This window comes from Klebsiella sp. C239 (genome assembly GCF_048822715.1).
GTDB classification, from domain to species: Bacteria; Pseudomonadota; Gammaproteobacteria; order Enterobacterales; family Enterobacteriaceae; genus Klebsiella; species Klebsiella quasipneumoniae.
Genome location: NZ_JBMEZK010000011.1, coordinates 78,887 through 93,351, shown reverse-complemented (window position 1 = coordinate 93,351; position 14,465 = coordinate 78,887). Strand labels below are relative to the sequence as shown.

The 14,465-nt window shown below is 64.4% G+C and carries 15 protein-coding genes; 6 read left to right on the top strand and 9 right to left on the bottom strand.

Translation table 11 applies throughout. The annotated features are described in order from the left end of the window. Positions 1-160: 160 nt before the first annotated feature. On the bottom strand, positions 161-571 hold the full coding sequence (locus ACOI6Z_RS23415; protein WP_023289283.1) for a pyrimidine (deoxy)nucleoside triphosphate diphosphatase: 411 nt from the start codon (positions 569-571) through the stop codon (positions 161-163). Between the two features lie 86 nt (positions 572-657). Here ACOI6Z_RS23415 and ACOI6Z_RS23410 point away from each other — a divergent pair, with 86 nt between their 5' ends. Next, positions 658-1,272 (top strand): CDP-alcohol phosphatidyltransferase family protein, encoded by a 615-nt coding sequence (locus ACOI6Z_RS23410; RefSeq protein WP_072422037.1) that lies wholly within the window; start codon positions 658-660, stop codon positions 1,270-1,272. Positions 1,273-1,323: 51 nt separating this feature from the next. Here ACOI6Z_RS23410 and ACOI6Z_RS23405 read toward each other — a convergent pair whose 3' ends face one another. The 7 genes from ACOI6Z_RS23405 to ACOI6Z_RS23375 form a co-directional block, all read right to left on the bottom strand. Beyond that, positions 1,324-2,631 (bottom strand): sulfurtransferase, encoded by a 1,308-nt coding sequence (locus ACOI6Z_RS23405; RefSeq protein WP_064158342.1) that lies wholly within the window; start codon positions 2,629-2,631, stop codon positions 1,324-1,326. Between the two features lie 93 nt (positions 2,632-2,724). Continuing rightward, complete coding sequence (locus ACOI6Z_RS23400; protein ID WP_101991853.1) at positions 2,725-3,357, bottom strand: ATP-binding cassette domain-containing protein; 633 nt, start codon at positions 3,355-3,357, stop codon at positions 2,725-2,727. Next, the gene (locus tag ACOI6Z_RS23395; RefSeq protein WP_101991854.1) at positions 3,357-4,892 is read right to left on the bottom strand and encodes an ABC transporter permease subunit; all 1,536 of its coding nucleotides are present in this window, start codon (positions 4,890-4,892) and stop codon (positions 3,357-3,359) included. The genes ACOI6Z_RS23400 and ACOI6Z_RS23395 overlap by 1 nt, the downstream gene beginning before the upstream one ends. Further along, entirely contained in the window at positions 4,865-6,043 is a 1,179-nt protein-coding gene (locus ACOI6Z_RS23390; RefSeq protein ID WP_044522407.1) for an ABC transporter substrate-binding protein, read from the bottom strand. Before ACOI6Z_RS23390 ends, ACOI6Z_RS23395 begins: the two co-directional genes overlap by 28 nt. Before the next feature lie 2 nt (positions 6,044-6,045). Continuing rightward, the gene (locus tag ACOI6Z_RS23385) at positions 6,046-6,606 is read right to left on the bottom strand and encodes a carboxymuconolactone decarboxylase family protein (RefSeq protein ID WP_032452523.1); all 561 of its coding nucleotides are present in this window, start codon (positions 6,604-6,606) and stop codon (positions 6,046-6,048) included. Beyond that, the gene (locus ACOI6Z_RS23380; protein WP_044522410.1) at positions 6,603-7,313 is read right to left on the bottom strand and encodes a TVP38/TMEM64 family protein; all 711 of its coding nucleotides are present in this window, start codon (positions 7,311-7,313) and stop codon (positions 6,603-6,605) included. Before ACOI6Z_RS23380 ends, ACOI6Z_RS23385 begins: the two co-directional genes overlap by 4 nt. Further along, positions 7,300-7,938, bottom strand: a complete 639-nt coding sequence (locus ACOI6Z_RS23375; RefSeq protein ID WP_223822588.1) for a TVP38/TMEM64 family protein — start codon at positions 7,936-7,938, stop codon at positions 7,300-7,302. Before ACOI6Z_RS23375 ends, ACOI6Z_RS23380 begins: the two co-directional genes overlap by 14 nt. Here ACOI6Z_RS23375 and ACOI6Z_RS23370 point away from each other — a divergent pair. Next, positions 7,870-8,013 (top strand): hypothetical protein, encoded by a 144-nt coding sequence (locus ACOI6Z_RS23370; RefSeq protein WP_023289292.1) that lies wholly within the window; start codon positions 7,870-7,872, stop codon positions 8,011-8,013. The genes ACOI6Z_RS23375 and ACOI6Z_RS23370 overlap by 69 nt on opposite strands. A 155-nt stretch (positions 8,014-8,168) precedes the next feature. On the opposite strand, the gene xthA is transcribed toward ACOI6Z_RS23370, so the two are convergent. Then, on the bottom strand, positions 8,169-8,975 hold the full coding sequence (gene xthA, locus ACOI6Z_RS23365; protein ID WP_023289293.1) for an exodeoxyribonuclease III: 807 nt from the start codon (positions 8,973-8,975) through the stop codon (positions 8,169-8,171). 438 nt (positions 8,976-9,413) lie between these two features. Between xthA and astC the strand changes: the two genes are divergently transcribed. The 4 genes from astC to astB are packed head-to-tail and all read left to right on the top strand — an operon-like array spanning position 9,414 to position 14,462. Next, complete coding sequence (astC, locus tag ACOI6Z_RS23360) at positions 9,414-10,634, top strand: aspartate aminotransferase family protein (protein WP_023289294.1); 1,221 nt, start codon at positions 9,414-9,416, stop codon at positions 10,632-10,634. Further along, entirely contained in the window at positions 10,631-11,665 is a 1,035-nt protein-coding gene (astA, locus tag ACOI6Z_RS23355) for an arginine N-succinyltransferase (protein WP_023289295.1), read from the top strand. Before astC ends, astA begins: the two co-directional genes overlap by 4 nt. After that, positions 11,662-13,140: a succinylglutamate-semialdehyde dehydrogenase gene (gene astD / locus ACOI6Z_RS23350; RefSeq protein ID WP_044522415.1), complete on the top strand. Its 1,479-nt coding sequence runs from the start codon at positions 11,662-11,664 to the stop codon at positions 13,138-13,140. Before astA ends, astD begins: the two co-directional genes overlap by 4 nt. Then, positions 13,137-14,462, top strand: a complete 1,326-nt coding sequence (gene astB / locus ACOI6Z_RS23345; protein WP_420687525.1) for an N-succinylarginine dihydrolase — start codon at positions 13,137-13,139, stop codon at positions 14,460-14,462. The genes astD and astB overlap by 4 nt, the downstream gene beginning before the upstream one ends. Positions 14,463-14,465: the final 3 nt, after the last annotated feature.

Genomic DNA, 14,465 nt, shown 5'->3' with positions numbered 1-14,465 from the left:
TGTGGTTGCGTGTATTTATTATGATTCGGTCCTTGAAAAAACCGATTTTCCGACTATAACACCGCTAATCCTTAGGCAAGCAAGGAAAAATTAAGCCGTCAGCAAAATTTATAATTGTCCGCCCGTCATAACTAAAAACGATGACGAGGCGGCGAGCGGATCAGCGGGGAGAAAGGGACGGGCGCTGGGCGATAAAGGCGTGCAGGAGGGGGATATCGGCCGGGGCGAGATCGAGGGTTAAGGCGTCGGCAGGAAGGCACCAGCGCAGCTGGCTGTGATAGTGGGCCAGCGGCGCGCCCTGAAAGTTCGGTACCCACCAGGCGTGCAGATGGATCTGGCGACCGGAGACTTCCCGCTGATGGCTGGCGATATAGCATGCCGGGTGGGCGATGATGCCCATCTCCTCCCGCAGCTCCCGGGCCAGCGCCTGCGGCTGGCTTTCACCCGGCTCCACTTTGCCGCCGGCGAATTCCCACATTCCCGGCTGGTCGGCGTGGGGCGGGCGCTGCGCCAGCAGAATTTTGCCATCCTGTTCAATAATGGCGGCGACAACTTCAATCATTTTTAGCATAAGCATCAACGTTAATAAGACCAAACTGGCCTATTATCACCGCCATAGACCTTCACTGACAACCGCCAACTCTGCTGGAGACCCCCGTGCTTGATAGCCACCTGCATCCTCGCCTCAAACCTCTGCTTAACACTGCCGCCGGCGCGCTTGACCGCCCGGGCATTTCGCCAGACGGGCTGACGCTGCTCGGTTTTGCCATCGGCGCGCTGGCTCTGCCATTTCTGGCATTAGGGTGGTATGGCGCGGCGCTGGCGGCCATTCTTCTCAACCGCCTGCTGGACGGCCTGGACGGCGCCCTGGCGCGGCGGCGCGGGCTTAGCGACGCCGGCGGTTTTCTCGATATCTCACTGGATTTTCTCTTCTATGCCCTGGTGCCGTTCGGTTTTATCCTGGCGGATCCGCAGAATAACGCGCTGGCGGGGGGCTGGCTGCTGTTTGCCTTTATCGGCACCGGCAGCAGCTTTCTCGCCTTTGCCGCGCTGGCGGCAAAGCACCAGATCGCCAATCCCGGCTATGCCCATAAATCGCTGCACTATCTCGGGGGGCTGACGGAGGGGACGGAGACTATCCTGCTGTTTGTCCTCAGCTGCTTGTTTCCGGCGCATTTCGCCTGGCTGGCGTGGCTGTTTGGCGCGCTATGCTGGCTGACGACGGCGACGCGTATCGCCAGCGGCTACCAGACCTTAAAGCGGGTGGCGTGAGCGGGAAATCGCGCGTCGCCGGCAGGGGACGACGCGCGCGGGTGGGACGCGTTACTGGCTGCTTTCCGGGCCGCGTTCTCCGCGGGCGACCGGATTGTGCGGGTTGCTGCTCCATTCGTACCAGCCGCCGTCATAGACGGCGACGTGCGGCCAGCCCATGGCCCGGGCATACATGAAGGTTTCCGAGGCCCGCCAGCCGGTTCCGCAATAGAACGCCACCTGCTGGTCAGGCAGGATGTTCCACTGGCGCCACAGGGCGGCGATATCGTCGGCGCTGCGCATGGTGCCGTCCGGGTTATGGAAGTCTTCCATGTGCGTGGAGTCGCTTCCGGCATGGCCCCAGCGGGCGCCGGCGATGTCGCCCTTCGGTTTGATATAGCTGTAGCCGCTGGTGGTGCCGATAAACTCCGGCCACGAGCGGACGCTGACCAGCGAGGCGTCCTGGCGGTGCAGCAGACCGCGGGCCTGCCCGGTATCCAGCATCAGCTGCGGCTGGCCGGGGATCGGCGCGCCAAAATCCGGTGCCGGCTGCGGCGTCGGCGGCATGCCGCGCGCCACCGGCAGACCGGCGTCGGACCAGGTCTGCCAGCCGCCGTCCAGCAGGCGCACGTCTTTGACGCCGGCGTACAGCATGATCTGCGCCACCCGCGCCGCGGCGTAGACGTCGCGACCGTAGAGGATCACCGTGGTGTCATGGCGGATGCCGTGCTTCGCCAGCATCGCCTTCAGCTGCGCATCGGACACTTTATTCCAAAGGGGTTCGCTCTCCACCTCATTGGTGTCGATATAGCCCGCGCCCGGGATATGGCTCAGCAGATAGAGCTTCGGCGCTCCCCAGGCGGCCTCAAACACCTTCCAGTCGCCGGCCGGGGCGGCAGCCACGCTTTTCCCTTGCTGCAGATCGTGCAGCCACTGCGGGTAGACCAGCTGTTCAAAGTGCGGCAGCTTTTGCAGACGGTCGCCCTGGCTCAGAGCGTCGCTCAGGACGTTGAGCCGGGTGAAGCCCGCTTGTTTCAGTCGCGCCGCGACGCTGGCGTTATCCTCAGGACTGCCGTACAGCGCGATGGGGGTATCGGGCTGGAGCTGGTGCTGCTTAGCCCAGCCCTGGAGCTGCTCGTCGCTCATGGCGCCGAGCCAGCGGGCGGAAAGGTTCAGCGCCTGCGGCTCATGCCCTTCCGGGCCGTTGACGTGCTGCGGCCAGCCGTTGTAATAAGCGCTCAGGCGGGTGTCGATGGCCACGCCGTGCTGCTGTTGCAGGTGGGAGAGGGTGAGCGCTGGCATGGTTTCAGCGGCGCAGGTGGTGGTAGCAGCAAGCCCCATGAGCAGGGCGAGTGCGGTCAATTGAGAAACACGTTTCATCGAAATGCCCGACGGTAAAAAGTGGAGGGCGTATTCTCCGCTTGCCAGGCGTTGATTTCTTTGCGGTAACGCAGGTTTGCACGCTATTGCGCTTCATTGCCAGCGCTCCATCGCCAGGCACCGCCCCGTCGGCGGACAGTCATCGCGATCGTGGGTCACCAGGATCGCCGGAATGGCCTGGCGGGCCAGTTCCTCAAATACCCAGCGGCGGAACGCGGCGCGCAGGGTGGCATCCAGGCGGCTGAAGGGCTCATCCAGCAGCAGCGCCTCGGGGCGCGCCAGCAGGGCGCGCAGCAGACTCACCCGCGCCCGCTGTCCGCCGGAGAGCGTGGCCGGGTCGCGCGCGGCGAATCCATGCAGCCCGGCGCGACTGAGCGCCTGCTCCACCGCGGCTTTTCGCGCCTCGCCGCGCACGCTTTCCGGTAGCGCCAGCTGTAAATTTTGCCCGACGCTGAAATGGTCGAACAGCAACGGGTCCTGAAACAGGATGCCGATGCGCCGGCGCTCCGTCGGCAGCGTATCGCAGCGCCGATCGTTGAGCCACAGCTCGCCCTCGGCGCGGAAGTCGCCGGCCAGAGCGCCAATCATCCATGCAAACAGCGTCGATTTTCCGCTGCCGGAAGGGCCCATCAGCGTCAGCACTTCACCCGGGGACACCGAGAAGGCGACCTCCCGCAGCAGCGGCTGACGTTTCACGCTCAGAGTCAGATGGTTTACGGTTAGCACTAGCGAAGTCCTCGTCGATAGCGGCCCGCCAGCCAGGCCAGCAGGGACGTCAGGGTAAAGCATACCGCCGGCAGCAGTAATTGCCACAGCGCCTGGGCGGCGAGCGTCTGCGCCTCGCCGCCGCTGCTGAGCGCCACCGCCTGGCTGGTAAGCGTCGGGATACGGCCTGCCCCCAGCCATAGCGTTGGCAGATACTGCGCAATGCTCACCGAGAAACCCACCGCCAGGGCGGTTAGCAGCGGGCGGGTCAGCGAGGGCAGGGTCAGCAGCCAGAAAATACGCGTGGGATCCCAGCCGAGCGTGCGGGCGATCACCGCCATCCGCGGATCGCGCTGGCGCCAGGCCGGGCGCAAAATAAACAGCATCCACGGCACCACCCACAGCAGATGGCCCCACAGGACGGTCCACCATTCGCCGTCTAGCCAGGCGTACAGGGCCAGCCGGTACTGGCCGTCGGCCAGCGGCAGGGCCGGCAGCACCAGCGGCAGCCAGACCCAGCCATCTCTCCGCGCCGGACCGCAGGCCAGCCACAGCAGGCAGACGGCCGCGCCGAGGGCGCAGGCCGCCAGCGCCAGACCAAGGCTGTTAATCAATGCCTCGGTCTGCGGCGGCGCCGAGCGCGCCAGCCCCGCCAGCAATAGCGCGCACAGCAGGCCGCTCAGCGGCAGGGCGCTCGCCAGCAGGCGGCCGGGCAGGGCGTGAGGATGGGGATGCCGAACGCCGCGCAGATCGGGCAGACGTCGACGCTGTAACCGCCATCCGCCCCAGGCGACCAGCGCTAGCCCGCCGAGGATCGCCAGCAGCAGCAGGCTGGCCAGCGCCCCTTTCGCCTGCTGCAGGTCATCGCCCTGGCTTAACCACTGCCACGCCAGCACGGCGAGGGTGGGCGGATTGCCGGGCCCCAGCACCAGGGCGACGTCTACCGTCGACAGGCTCCAGGCCGCGGCGGCCAACAGCACCATGCCGAGGGCGGGCAGCAGCCCAGGCAGCACCAGCCAGCGCAGGCACTGCCAGCGGCCGTAGCCGAGGCTCTTTAGCGCTGTCGCCTGGTCGGCGAGGCGCGCCTCCCCCAGCAGGCCGTAGATCACCCACAGCACAAAGGCGCTCTCTTTCAGGGCCATCGTCAGGCCAAGCCCGATGCCGTACCGGTCAACCGGCGGCGTCAAAAACGGCAGCCGCTGCCAGATCCAGCCGCCTTCGGCAAACAGCAGCAGCGCCGCCGTCGCCAGGGCTAGATGGGGCACCGCCAGCAGCAAGGGCAGGCGGGAAGCTAGTCGCCGCCAGCGGGCCGAAGGCCAGAGGGCGGCGACGATGGTCAGGGCGATCAGTAACGCGCCGCCGACGGACAGCAGCGTGGAAACAAGGGTGGCGGCCAGCGCCTGGCCCAGCTGCGGGTCGGCGAACAGCGCCCGCCAGTGGACCGGGGAGAGCGCCGGCCACACCAGCCCTGCGGCGGCGGGGAATAAGGGCAGATAGATTGCCGCCATCGTCCCCCAGGCCAGCAGGATCAGTGGGTACCGTAGCGGCGCAGCCATTCCTGCTCCAGTGCGTCAACCCACGCCGCGTGCGGCTCGGCAAGCACCGGCGGCAGATCCTGCGGCAGGGTGGCCGCCAGCGCCTGTCGCTGCTTGTCAGGTAGACGCTGCGGGTCCAGGACGCTTGGATCGCCCCAGACGGCGGCATCCGCCTTGCGCAATTGCGCCTCAGGGGAGAGCAGGAAATTGGCCACCACTTTGGCGGCGGCGACGGCGCGCGCGTTGGCCGGAATAGTCACGAAATGGACGTTGCCAAGGGTCCCTCCGGTAAAGCCGAAGCTGTAGCTGTCCGCCGGTAACTCCCCGCTGGCGGCCTTCTGCCGGGCATGGAGCGGATTAAACGTCAGCGACAGGCGGAGGGTGCCCTGGTTGAGCATGGCGTCCATCCGTGCCGGCGACGCCGGGAAATCCTTGCCCGCCCGCCACAGCGTAGGGTGCAGCGCATCGAGATAGCGCCACAGCGGGGCGGTGACCGCCGCGAAAGTCGCCGTCTGCGGCGGCTGGCGCAGGGCGGCAGGCTGGTCGGTGAGGGCGATCAGCAGCTGCTCCAGCAGGGCGGTACCGGTGAAGTCCGGTGGCCGCGGGTAGGTTACGCTGCCCGGATGGGCTCTGGCGAAGGCCAGCAGCGCCTGCGGGCTGGTGGGAGGCTGCGGGGTTTGTTCGCGGCGGGCGATAAACGTCAGCTGGGCGCTGCCCCACGGCGACTCGGCGCCCTCGGTGGCGACAGAAAAATCTTCCTGAACCGGCTTTTGCCGATCGACATAGCGCCAGTTGGGCAGCGATTCGGCCCAGCCGGTGAGCAGCAGGTTGGCCTGTTTTAGGGTGTGAAAGTTTTCGCCGTTGATCCACAGCAAATCCACCGAACCGCCGCGGCGACGGCCAGCCTGCGCCTCAGTCTGGATGCGTTTCACCGCATCGGCGGCGTCGGCGATGGGGACAATACGCAGGTCGATCGCGTAGTGTCGTTTGACCTCCTCGCTGACCCACGTCAGATAGCGGTTAACGGCCGGGTCGCCGCCCCAGGCGTTAAACCAGACGGTCTGGCCACGGGCTTCCGTCTGGGTCTGCCGCCAGCTGTCGTCGGCATTCACCACCAGCGGCCAGAGCAGCAGCAGGTACAGACAGAGGCTGAAATCACGCAAACGGCGCATCGTTACTCCTTATTATGCGGGGAAGAGGGGGGTATCTTGCACAGCCCCTGGGCCGGGATCGCCATCGCGGCGTTGAACCGCGCTGATAAATTTTGCAGGCCAATCAGGGCGGTCAGCTCGGTGAGCGCCCGGGCGTCAAAATGCGCCGCCATCGCGCTGCGCAGGGCATCATCCACCTCCGGCGGCGTCTGACTGGCGGCTTCGGCATAGGTCAGCGCCAGACGCTCTTGCTCGCTAAACAGCGTACTGTTGCGCCAGTCGGCGACCGCCAGCAGTTTGTCGCGACCTCCGCTCCGCGCCGCGAGGGTCATGCTGGTGATATCGATGCAGAATTCGCAGTGGCACAGCTGGGCGATGCGGGCGCTGACCAGCGAGCGCAGCACCGGATCCAGCGGCGAGCGGCGGCGTTCAATATAGCCCACGAACAGCGAGACCAGGTAAAACAGCCACGGGATCCGTCCCCACCAGCGAATGGGGCTCAGCACCTGGCCGTAATGACGACGGTGCAGCCAGGCCTGCGGACGAAGGATCAGGGGGACAGTATCCAGCGGGGGTAAGCTCATGGCGACGATCTCTTATGACGTTCACGGTAAATATTTTTGGCGATGGAGATGACCACCGCCAGGGCAAAAAGCAGCGAAAGGCCAGTGGCCAGCCAGAAGGCGCCTCCGGTCAGCAGGCTCCCGGCCCAGGAATAGACGATGGTCGCCGGCAGCTGTCCCAGGCCGGTGGCCAGCATAAAGGGCCAGAAGCGCAGCGAAGTCAGTCCGGCGGCATAGCTGACCGGATCAAAAGGGACAAACGGCAGCAGGCGACAGACCAGGATCGTCTGCGGGCCAAAGCGGGCAAAATAGCCGTCGACGCTGCGCAGCACCGTGCGGCCGGTGAGTTTCTCCACCACCTCGCGCCCCAGCGCTCTGGCGATGCAGAAACAGAGCCCGGCGCCGACCATGGCGCTGAACCACGACAGCGCGCCGCCCCAGAAGGCGCCGAACAGCGCGGCGTTCGCCAGGGTGATCAGGAAGGCCGGCAGCGGGGCGACGATCGCCTGGAGGATCATCAGCGCAAAAGAGACCAGCGCCGCCTGCGCCCCCCAGGCGGCGATAAAGTCTTTAACATGCTGGGGATCCAGCGACGCTAGCGCCGTCAGGCTGTGCTGCAGAAAGGCTCGCCCGCCGGGGAACCACAGCCAGGCGGCCAGAGCGGCAACGGCCACCACGGCGAGGGCCAGCCGGGCGCGGCGCAGGTGACGGCGATCAGGTCGGGTCATGGCGCACCTCCTCGCCGGGCGTTGCCACACGGCGGGCGCGGGCAAACCGTTTGCCCATCTGCACCAGGGCAAACAGCAGCCCGCCGGCGAGGCTCAGCTTGAGCGCGAAGGCGAAGGTCGCCCCCTCGCGAGCCAGTTCGCTGGCCATCACCGAATAGATCACCAGGCCCGGCAGGGTGGTCACGGCGGAGATCAGGGTAAAAGGCCAGAAGGGGATCGCCGTCAGGCCGTAGGCGTAATTCTGAATGTTGTAGGGAAAGAGCGGCACCAGGCGGGTGAGGATCAGAAAATCGCTGCCGCTGCGGGCGATACCGCGCTCAATGGCCTGGAAGACGGCGGTATGGCCCACATAGCGCTGCAGCAGATCGCGCCCAAGCCAGCGGGCGATCAAAAACGATAGCGAAGAGGCGACAGTGGCGGCGGCAAACGAGAGCAGAGAGCCGGTCAGCGGGCCGAAGAGTATTCCGCCGGCGATCACCAGCAGGCTGCCGGGGATCAGGCACAGGGTGGCAATGATAAACAGCGCTGCATAGACCAGATAGCCCCAGGCGCCCTGATGGCGCAGGGTCTCCTGCAGCAGATGCAGGTGAGTCAGCAGATCGTGGAGACCGACGCGGTGGCTGATAACGGCCAGCGTGGCCGCCAGCGCGATGAGTCCCAGCCCTTTACCAATGGCCGGATGATGGCTTCTTTTTCATGAAGGGGTCTCCTGTACAGCCTGGACGCGGTGGACATTAAAAAGTGCGCGCGACAGTATCCTGTTCAGACGACGGCCACAATGGTTTACCGTCGCTTTGTTGATTTTGCTCAGGAAATTCTGCCCCCCGCGCGGCGGGAGGCAGGTCAGGACGTGGCTTACGGCCGGAAGGTGGCCCACACCGGCGCGTGGTCGGACGGTTTTTCCATCCCGCGGATCTCATAATCGATTCCGGTCTCCACGCAGCGCTGGGCCAGAGGCTGGCTGGCCAGCAGCAGGTCGATGCGCAGCCCGCGGTTATCGTCGAAGCCTTTGGAGCGGTAATCAAACCACGAGAAGTGCTCCTGATTGTCCGGGTTAGCCTGACGCCAGGTATCCACCAGGCCCCAGCCCAGCAGGCGGTCCATCCATTCCCGCTCTTCCGGCAGGAAGGAACATTTGCCGGTGCGCAGCCAGCGTTTGCGGTTCTCTTCACCGATACCGATGTCGAGATCGGTAGGGCTGATGTTCATATCGCCCATGATCAGCACCGGATTCTCTTTATTGAGCTCGGTCTCCAGATAGTTCTGCAGATTCTGATAGAACGCCGCTTTGGCCGGGAATTTGGTCTCATGATCGCGGCTTTCACCTTGCGGGAAATAACCATTAATCACCGTAACGTTACCGAACGGCGACGGGATCTCGGCCATGATGATGCGGCGCTGAGCCTCTTCGCCATCGTCCGGGAAACCGCGGCGGACGGCAATCGGCGTCTCTTTGGTCAGCAGAGCGACGCCATAATGGCCTTTCTGGCCGTGATAAAAGACGTTATAGCCTAGTCTGGCGACCTCTTCGAGAGGGAACATATCGTCGTGAACTTTGGTTTCCTGCAGGCCAATCACGTCCGGCTGGTGCTTTTCGACGATGGCGGCCAGTTGGTGTGGGCGGGCGCGCAGGCCGTTGATATTAAAAGAGACGAATTTCATAGTCGCTGCCACTGTGCAAGGTGAATAGTGCAGGGATGGTAGCAGAAATTCGCCAGGCTGGCTGCCATCCGATGCGTCATTCTGCCAATCGCTGCGTATGAGCGTGCCGTGGGTGCCCCTTTTGCGGGCACGCCGCGCCAAAAAAGGGCAAATAGCTACGATAAATTTCGCAGAAGATCACAATTACAGAATTATATCTTACCTTTGCATAACTTATCTTCTTTAATCACTGTTCATCCCCCTTTATCGGATACTTATTCACTAAGTATGCATTTTATGTGAATCGCGCCAGGTTGTAACTCATTGATATTGCGTTATCTCATCCGGTTTATGCATTTTTATCGCTGGCTGGCACGAACCGTGCAATCTACATTTACAGCGTAATAACTCATATTTATTAACATTATTGCTACTTTTAATTTACCGGAAGAGGTCGATATGTCTCAGTCAATTACGCGTAACCACTTTGATGAATGGATGATGCCGGTCTACGCGCCAGCGGCTTTTATTCCGGTGCGGGGCGCCGGGTCGCGGCTGTGGGATCAGCAGGGCAAAGAGTATATCGATTTTGCCGGAGGCATCGCCGTGAACGCGCTGGGGCATGCGCATCCGCGTCTGGTGCAGGCCCTCACCGATCAGGCTGGCAAGTTCTGGCATACCGGCAATGGCTATACCAATGAGCCAATCCTGCGTCTGGCCAAAATGCTTATCGATGCCACCTTCGCCGACCGGGTCTTCTTCTGTAACTCCGGGGCCGAGGCCAATGAGGCGGCGCTCAAGCTGGCGCGTAAATATGCCCACGATCGCTTTGGCAGCGAGAAAAGCGGCATTGTCGCCTTCCAGAACGCCTTCCACGGGCGGACGCTGTTCACCGTTTCGGCAGGCGGTCAGCCGGCCTACTCCCGGGATTTTGCCCCGCTGCCGCCGCAGATCCAGCATGCGGTGTTTAACGATCTCGCGTCGGCAAAGGCCTTAATCAATGACCAAACCTGCGCGGTGATCGTCGAGCCGGTGCAGGGCGAAGGCGGCGTGGTGCCGGCCAGCGTCGAGTTTTTACGCGGCCTGCGCCAGCTTTGCGACCAGCACAACGCCCTGCTGATTTTCGATGAAGTGCAGACCGGGGTCGGGCGCACCGGCGAACTGTATGCCTATATGCACTACGGCGTGACCCCCGATGTGCTGACCACCGCCAAAGCGCTGGGCGGCGGCTTCCCCATCGGCGCGCTGCTGGCGACAGAGGCCTGCGCCAGCGTGATGACCGTCGGCACCCACGGCACCACCTACGGCGGTAACCCGCTGGCGGGGGCGGTGGCCGGCGAGCTGCTGTCGATCGTCAATACCCCGGAAGTGCTCTCCGGCGTCAGACAGCGCCATCAGTGGTTTTGCGAACGCCTGCAGGCGATCAACGCCCGCTATGGTCTGTTCAAGGAGATCCGCGGCCTGGGGCTGCTGATCGGCTGCGTGCTGAACGACGCCTGGGCCGGGAAGGCGAAAACCCTCAGCAACCTGGCGGCGGAAGAGGGCGTGATGATCCTGATCGCCGGCGCCAACGTGGTGCGTTTCGCGCCGGCGCTGAACGTCAGTGAAGAAGAGGTGAACAGCGGGCTGGATCGCGTTGAGCGGGCCTGCGCGCGATTCCTGGCGGGAGTTTCATCATGATGGTTATTCGACCGGTGGAGCCGGGCGATCTGCCCGGGCTGCTGAAGCTGGCGGCGGAGACCGGCGGCGGGCTGACCTCGCTGCCGGTGGATGAAGCCACCCTCGCGGCGCGGATCGCCCGCTCACAGCAAACCTGGCGCGGCGAGCTGCCGAAAAGCGAGCAGGGCTATGTCTTTGTGCTGGAAGAGAGCGAGAGCGGCGCAGTGGTGGGCATCTGCGCGATAGAGGTGGCGGTGGGGCTCAACGATCCCTGGTACAACTACCGGGTCGGCACCCAGGTCCATGCCTCGAAGGAGCTTAACGTCTATCAGGCGCTGCCGACGCTGTTTCTCAGTAACGACCACACCGGCAGCAGCGAGCTGTGTACCCTGTTCCTCGACCCGCAGTGGCGCAAAGAGGGCAATGGCTATCTGCTGTCGAAATCGCGCTTCTTATTTATGGCCGCCTTTCGCGAGCGCTTTAATGAGAAGGTGGTTGCCGAGATGCGCGGGGTGATTGACGAGCACGGCTATTCCCCGTTCTGGGAGAGCCTGGGCAAACGCTTTTTCGCCATGGAGTTTTCCCGCGCCGACTACCTGTGCGGCACAGGACAGAAGGCTTTCATTGCCGCCCTGATGCCCAAGCACCCGCTGTATATCGATTTCCTCACCCCCGAGGCGCAGGCGGTGATCGGCAAGGTCCACCCGCAGACCGCCCCGGCCCGGACGGTGCTGGAGAAAGAGGGATTCCGCTACCTGAACTACATCGATATTTTCGACGGCGGCCCGACCCTGGAGTGCGATATTGACCGGGTGCGGGCGATCCGCAAAAGCCGTCTGGTGACCACCGAGGCCGGCGAAACGCCGCCCGGCGACGGACCGCTGTGCCTGGTGGCGAACGAACAGTACCACCAGTTCCGCGCTCTGCTGGTGCATGCCGACCCGGATGGTGACACCCTGACCCTCAGCGCCCGCGAGCTGGATATGCTGAAGTGTCATGCCGGCGACCAGGTGCGCATGGTGCGCCTGATCCCTGAGGAGAAAACCGCATGAGTCTGTGGATTAACGGCGAGTGGCGGCCCGGCGATGGGCCGCGCTTCAGCAAACAGGATCCGGTCAACCTGAAGGTTGTCTGGCAGGGAGAAGCGGCGGACGCCGGGCAGGTCGCCGAGGCGGTGGCGGCTGCCCGCCAGGCGTTCCCGGCCTGGGCGCGGCTGCCGTTTGCCGACCGCCAGGTCATCGTCGAAAAGTTTGCCGCGTTGCTGGAGGCCAGCAAGGCGGAGCTGACGGCGATTATCGGCGCCGAGACCGGAAAGCCGCGCTGGGAGGCGGCCGGGGAAGTGACGGCGATGATCAACAAGGTGGCGATCTCGGTGAAGGCGTACCACACCCGCACCGGCGAACAGCACAGCGATCTGCCCGATGGCGCCGCGACGCTGCGTCACCGGCCGCATGGCGTGCTGGCGGTCTTTGGCCCCTATAACTTTCCCGGCCATCTGCCGAACGGGCATATCGTGCCAGCGCTGCTGGCGGGCAATACCGTGGTGTTTAAACCCAGCGAACTCACCCCGCACAGTGGCGAAGCGGTGGTGAAGCTGTGGGAGCAGGCCGGCCTGCCCGCCGGGGTGCTCAACCTGCTGCAGGGCGGTCGGGAAACCGGCGAGGCGCTCAGCGGCCAGGCGGATATCGACGGGCTGCTGTTTACCGGCAGCTCGACCACCGGTTTTCATCTGCATCGCCAGCTGGCCGGACAGCCGCAGAAGATCCTCGCGCTGGAGATGGGCGGCAATAACCCGCTGATCGTCGACGATCCGCGGGACGTCGATGCCGCGGTGCATCTGACCATCCAGTCCGCCTTTATTACCGCCGGCCAGCGCTGCACCTGCGCCCGGCGTCTGCTGGTCCGGCGCGGAGAGGCGGGAGATGCTTTCCTCTCCAGGCTGGTGACGGTGAGCCAACGGCTGATCCCCGCGGCATGGGACGCTGAGCCGCAGCCGTTTCTCGGCGGGCTTATCTCTGAACAGGCCGCGCAGAAAGTGCATCAGGCCTGGCTGCAGCGGGTCGCCGCAGGCGCAGTCACCCTACTGGAGCCGCGCTTATTGCAGGCCGGGACGTCGCTGCTGACGCCGGGGATTGTCGACATGAGCGACGTGGCCCAGGTCGAGGATGAAGAGGTGTTCGGCCCGCTGCTTGGCGTCTGGCGCTACGACACTTTCGAGGAGGCGATTGCCCTGGCCAATGCCACCCGCTTCGGGCTCTCCTGCGGGTTAATTTCCCCGGAACGGGAGAAGTTCGATCGGCTGCTGCTCGAGGCGCGGGCCGGGATAGTCAATTGGAACAAACCGCTGACCGGGGCGGCGAGTACCGCGCCGTTCGGCGGCACCGGGGCCTCTGGCAATCATCGCCCCGGGGCCTGGTATGCCGCCGATTATTGCGCCTGGCCGATGGCCAGTCTCGAATCGCCGACCCTGACGCTGCCCGCCAGTCTCAATCCGGGGCTCGACTTTCGGGCCGGGGAGGCGTCATGACCGCCCGCGAAGTCAACTTTGACGGTCTGCCCGGACTGACCCATCACTACGCCGGGCTCTCCTTTGGCAATGAGGCCTCCACCCGGCACCGCTTTCGGGTGTCGAACCCGCAGCTGGCGGCAAAGCAGGGGCTAAAAAAAATGAAAGCCCTCGCCGACGCCGGCTATCCGCAGGCGGTGATCCCCCCTCAGGAGCGGCCCAACGTGCCGCTTCTGCGTCAGCTGGGCTTTAGCGGCAGCGATGAACAGGTGGTGGCTCGCGCGGCTCAGCAGGATCCGGATCTGCTGTCTGCGGTGAGTTCGGCCTCGGCGATGTGGGTGGCCAACGCCGCGACGGTCTGTCCCTCCGCCGATTCGCTGGATGGCCTGGTACACCTGACGGTGGCGAATCTGCAGGATAAATTCCACCGCGCCAGCGAAGCCCCCACCACCGGGGCGTTGCTGCAGGCGATCTTCCCGGACCGCACGCGATTTGCCATCCATCCGGTGCTGCCTGCCTCGGCATGGTTTGGCGACGAAGGGGCGGCGAACCATAACCGTCTCGGCGGCGAATATGGCGCCCCCGGCGTTCAGCTCTTTGTCTATGGCCGCCGCCGGGGAAGCGAAGAGGCGCCGCGTCGCTATCCGGCGCGGCAAACTCTTGAGGCCAGCCAGGCGGTGGCGCGCCTTAATCAGGTCAATCCCCGCCAGCTGATCTTCGCCCGCCAGCATCCGGCGGCGATCGACATGGGGGTTTTTCATAACGATGTCATCGCGGTGAGCAATCGTCAGGTCCTGTTCTGCCATGAGCAGGCCTTTGCCGACCAGAACGCGGTTTTGCAGCAGCTGGCGCAGCAGGTGCCGGGCTTCACCCCGCTGGTGGTTCCCGCCAGCCGGGTCACGGTGGAAGAGGCGGTTGCCACCTATCTGTTCAATAGCCAGCTGTTGAGCCGGGCGGACGGCAGCATGGCGCTGATCCTGCCCCAGGAAGCCCAGGCGCATCCGGGAGTGTGGAACTATCTCAATGAGCTGCTGGCCGGGGATAACCCCATCGCCGCGCTGCAGGTTTTTGATCTGCGCGAGAGTATGGCCAACGGCGGCGGTCCGGCGTGCCTGCGCCTGCGGGTAGTGTTGACGGCCGAGGAGTATCAGGCGGTCAATCCGCACGTCCTGATGAACGATACGCTGTTTGCCACCCTCAATGATTGGGTGGATCGCTACTATCGCGATCGTCTCACCCAGGCCGACCTCGCCGACCCCCAGCTGCTGCGGGAAGGGCGCGACGCGCTGGATCGGTTGACCCAGATCCTGCAGCTCGGTTCGGTTTATCCATTTCAGCAATAAGGG

Coding starts and splice junctions, on each gene's coding strand:
- astC (WP_023289294.1), top strand. CDS start 9,414: ATGTCTCAGTCAATTACGCGTAACCACTTTGATGAATGGATGATGCCG.
- ACOI6Z_RS23390 (WP_044522407.1), bottom strand. CDS start 6,043: ATGCGCCGTTTGCGTGATTTCAGCCTCTGTCTGTACCTGCTGCTGCTC.
- ACOI6Z_RS23385 (WP_032452523.1), bottom strand. CDS start 6,606: ATGAGCTTACCCCCGCTGGATACTGTCCCCCTGATCCTTCGTCCGCAG.
- xthA (WP_023289293.1), bottom strand. CDS start 8,975: ATGAAATTCGTCTCTTTTAATATCAACGGCCTGCGCGCCCGCCCACAC.
- ACOI6Z_RS23395 (WP_101991854.1), bottom strand. CDS start 4,892: ATGGCTGCGCCGCTACGGTACCCACTGATCCTGCTGGCCTGGGGGACG.
- astD (WP_044522415.1), top strand. CDS start 11,662: ATGAGTCTGTGGATTAACGGCGAGTGGCGGCCCGGCGATGGGCCGCGC.
- ACOI6Z_RS23380 (WP_044522410.1), bottom strand. CDS start 7,313: ATGACCCGACCTGATCGCCGTCACCTGCGCCGCGCCCGGCTGGCCCTC.
- astA (WP_023289295.1), top strand. CDS start 10,631: ATGATGGTTATTCGACCGGTGGAGCCGGGCGATCTGCCCGGGCTGCTG.
- ACOI6Z_RS23415 (WP_023289283.1), bottom strand. CDS start 571: ATGCTAAAAATGATTGAAGTTGTCGCCGCCATTATTGAACAGGATGGC.
- astB (WP_420687525.1), top strand. CDS start 13,137: ATGACCGCCCGCGAAGTCAACTTTGACGGTCTGCCCGGACTGACCCAT.
- ACOI6Z_RS23405 (WP_064158342.1), bottom strand. CDS start 2,631: ATGAAACGTGTTTCTCAATTGACCGCACTCGCCCTGCTCATGGGGCTT.
- ACOI6Z_RS23370 (WP_023289292.1), top strand. CDS start 7,870: ATGGCGCAGGGTCTCCTGCAGCAGATGCAGGTGAGTCAGCAGATCGTG.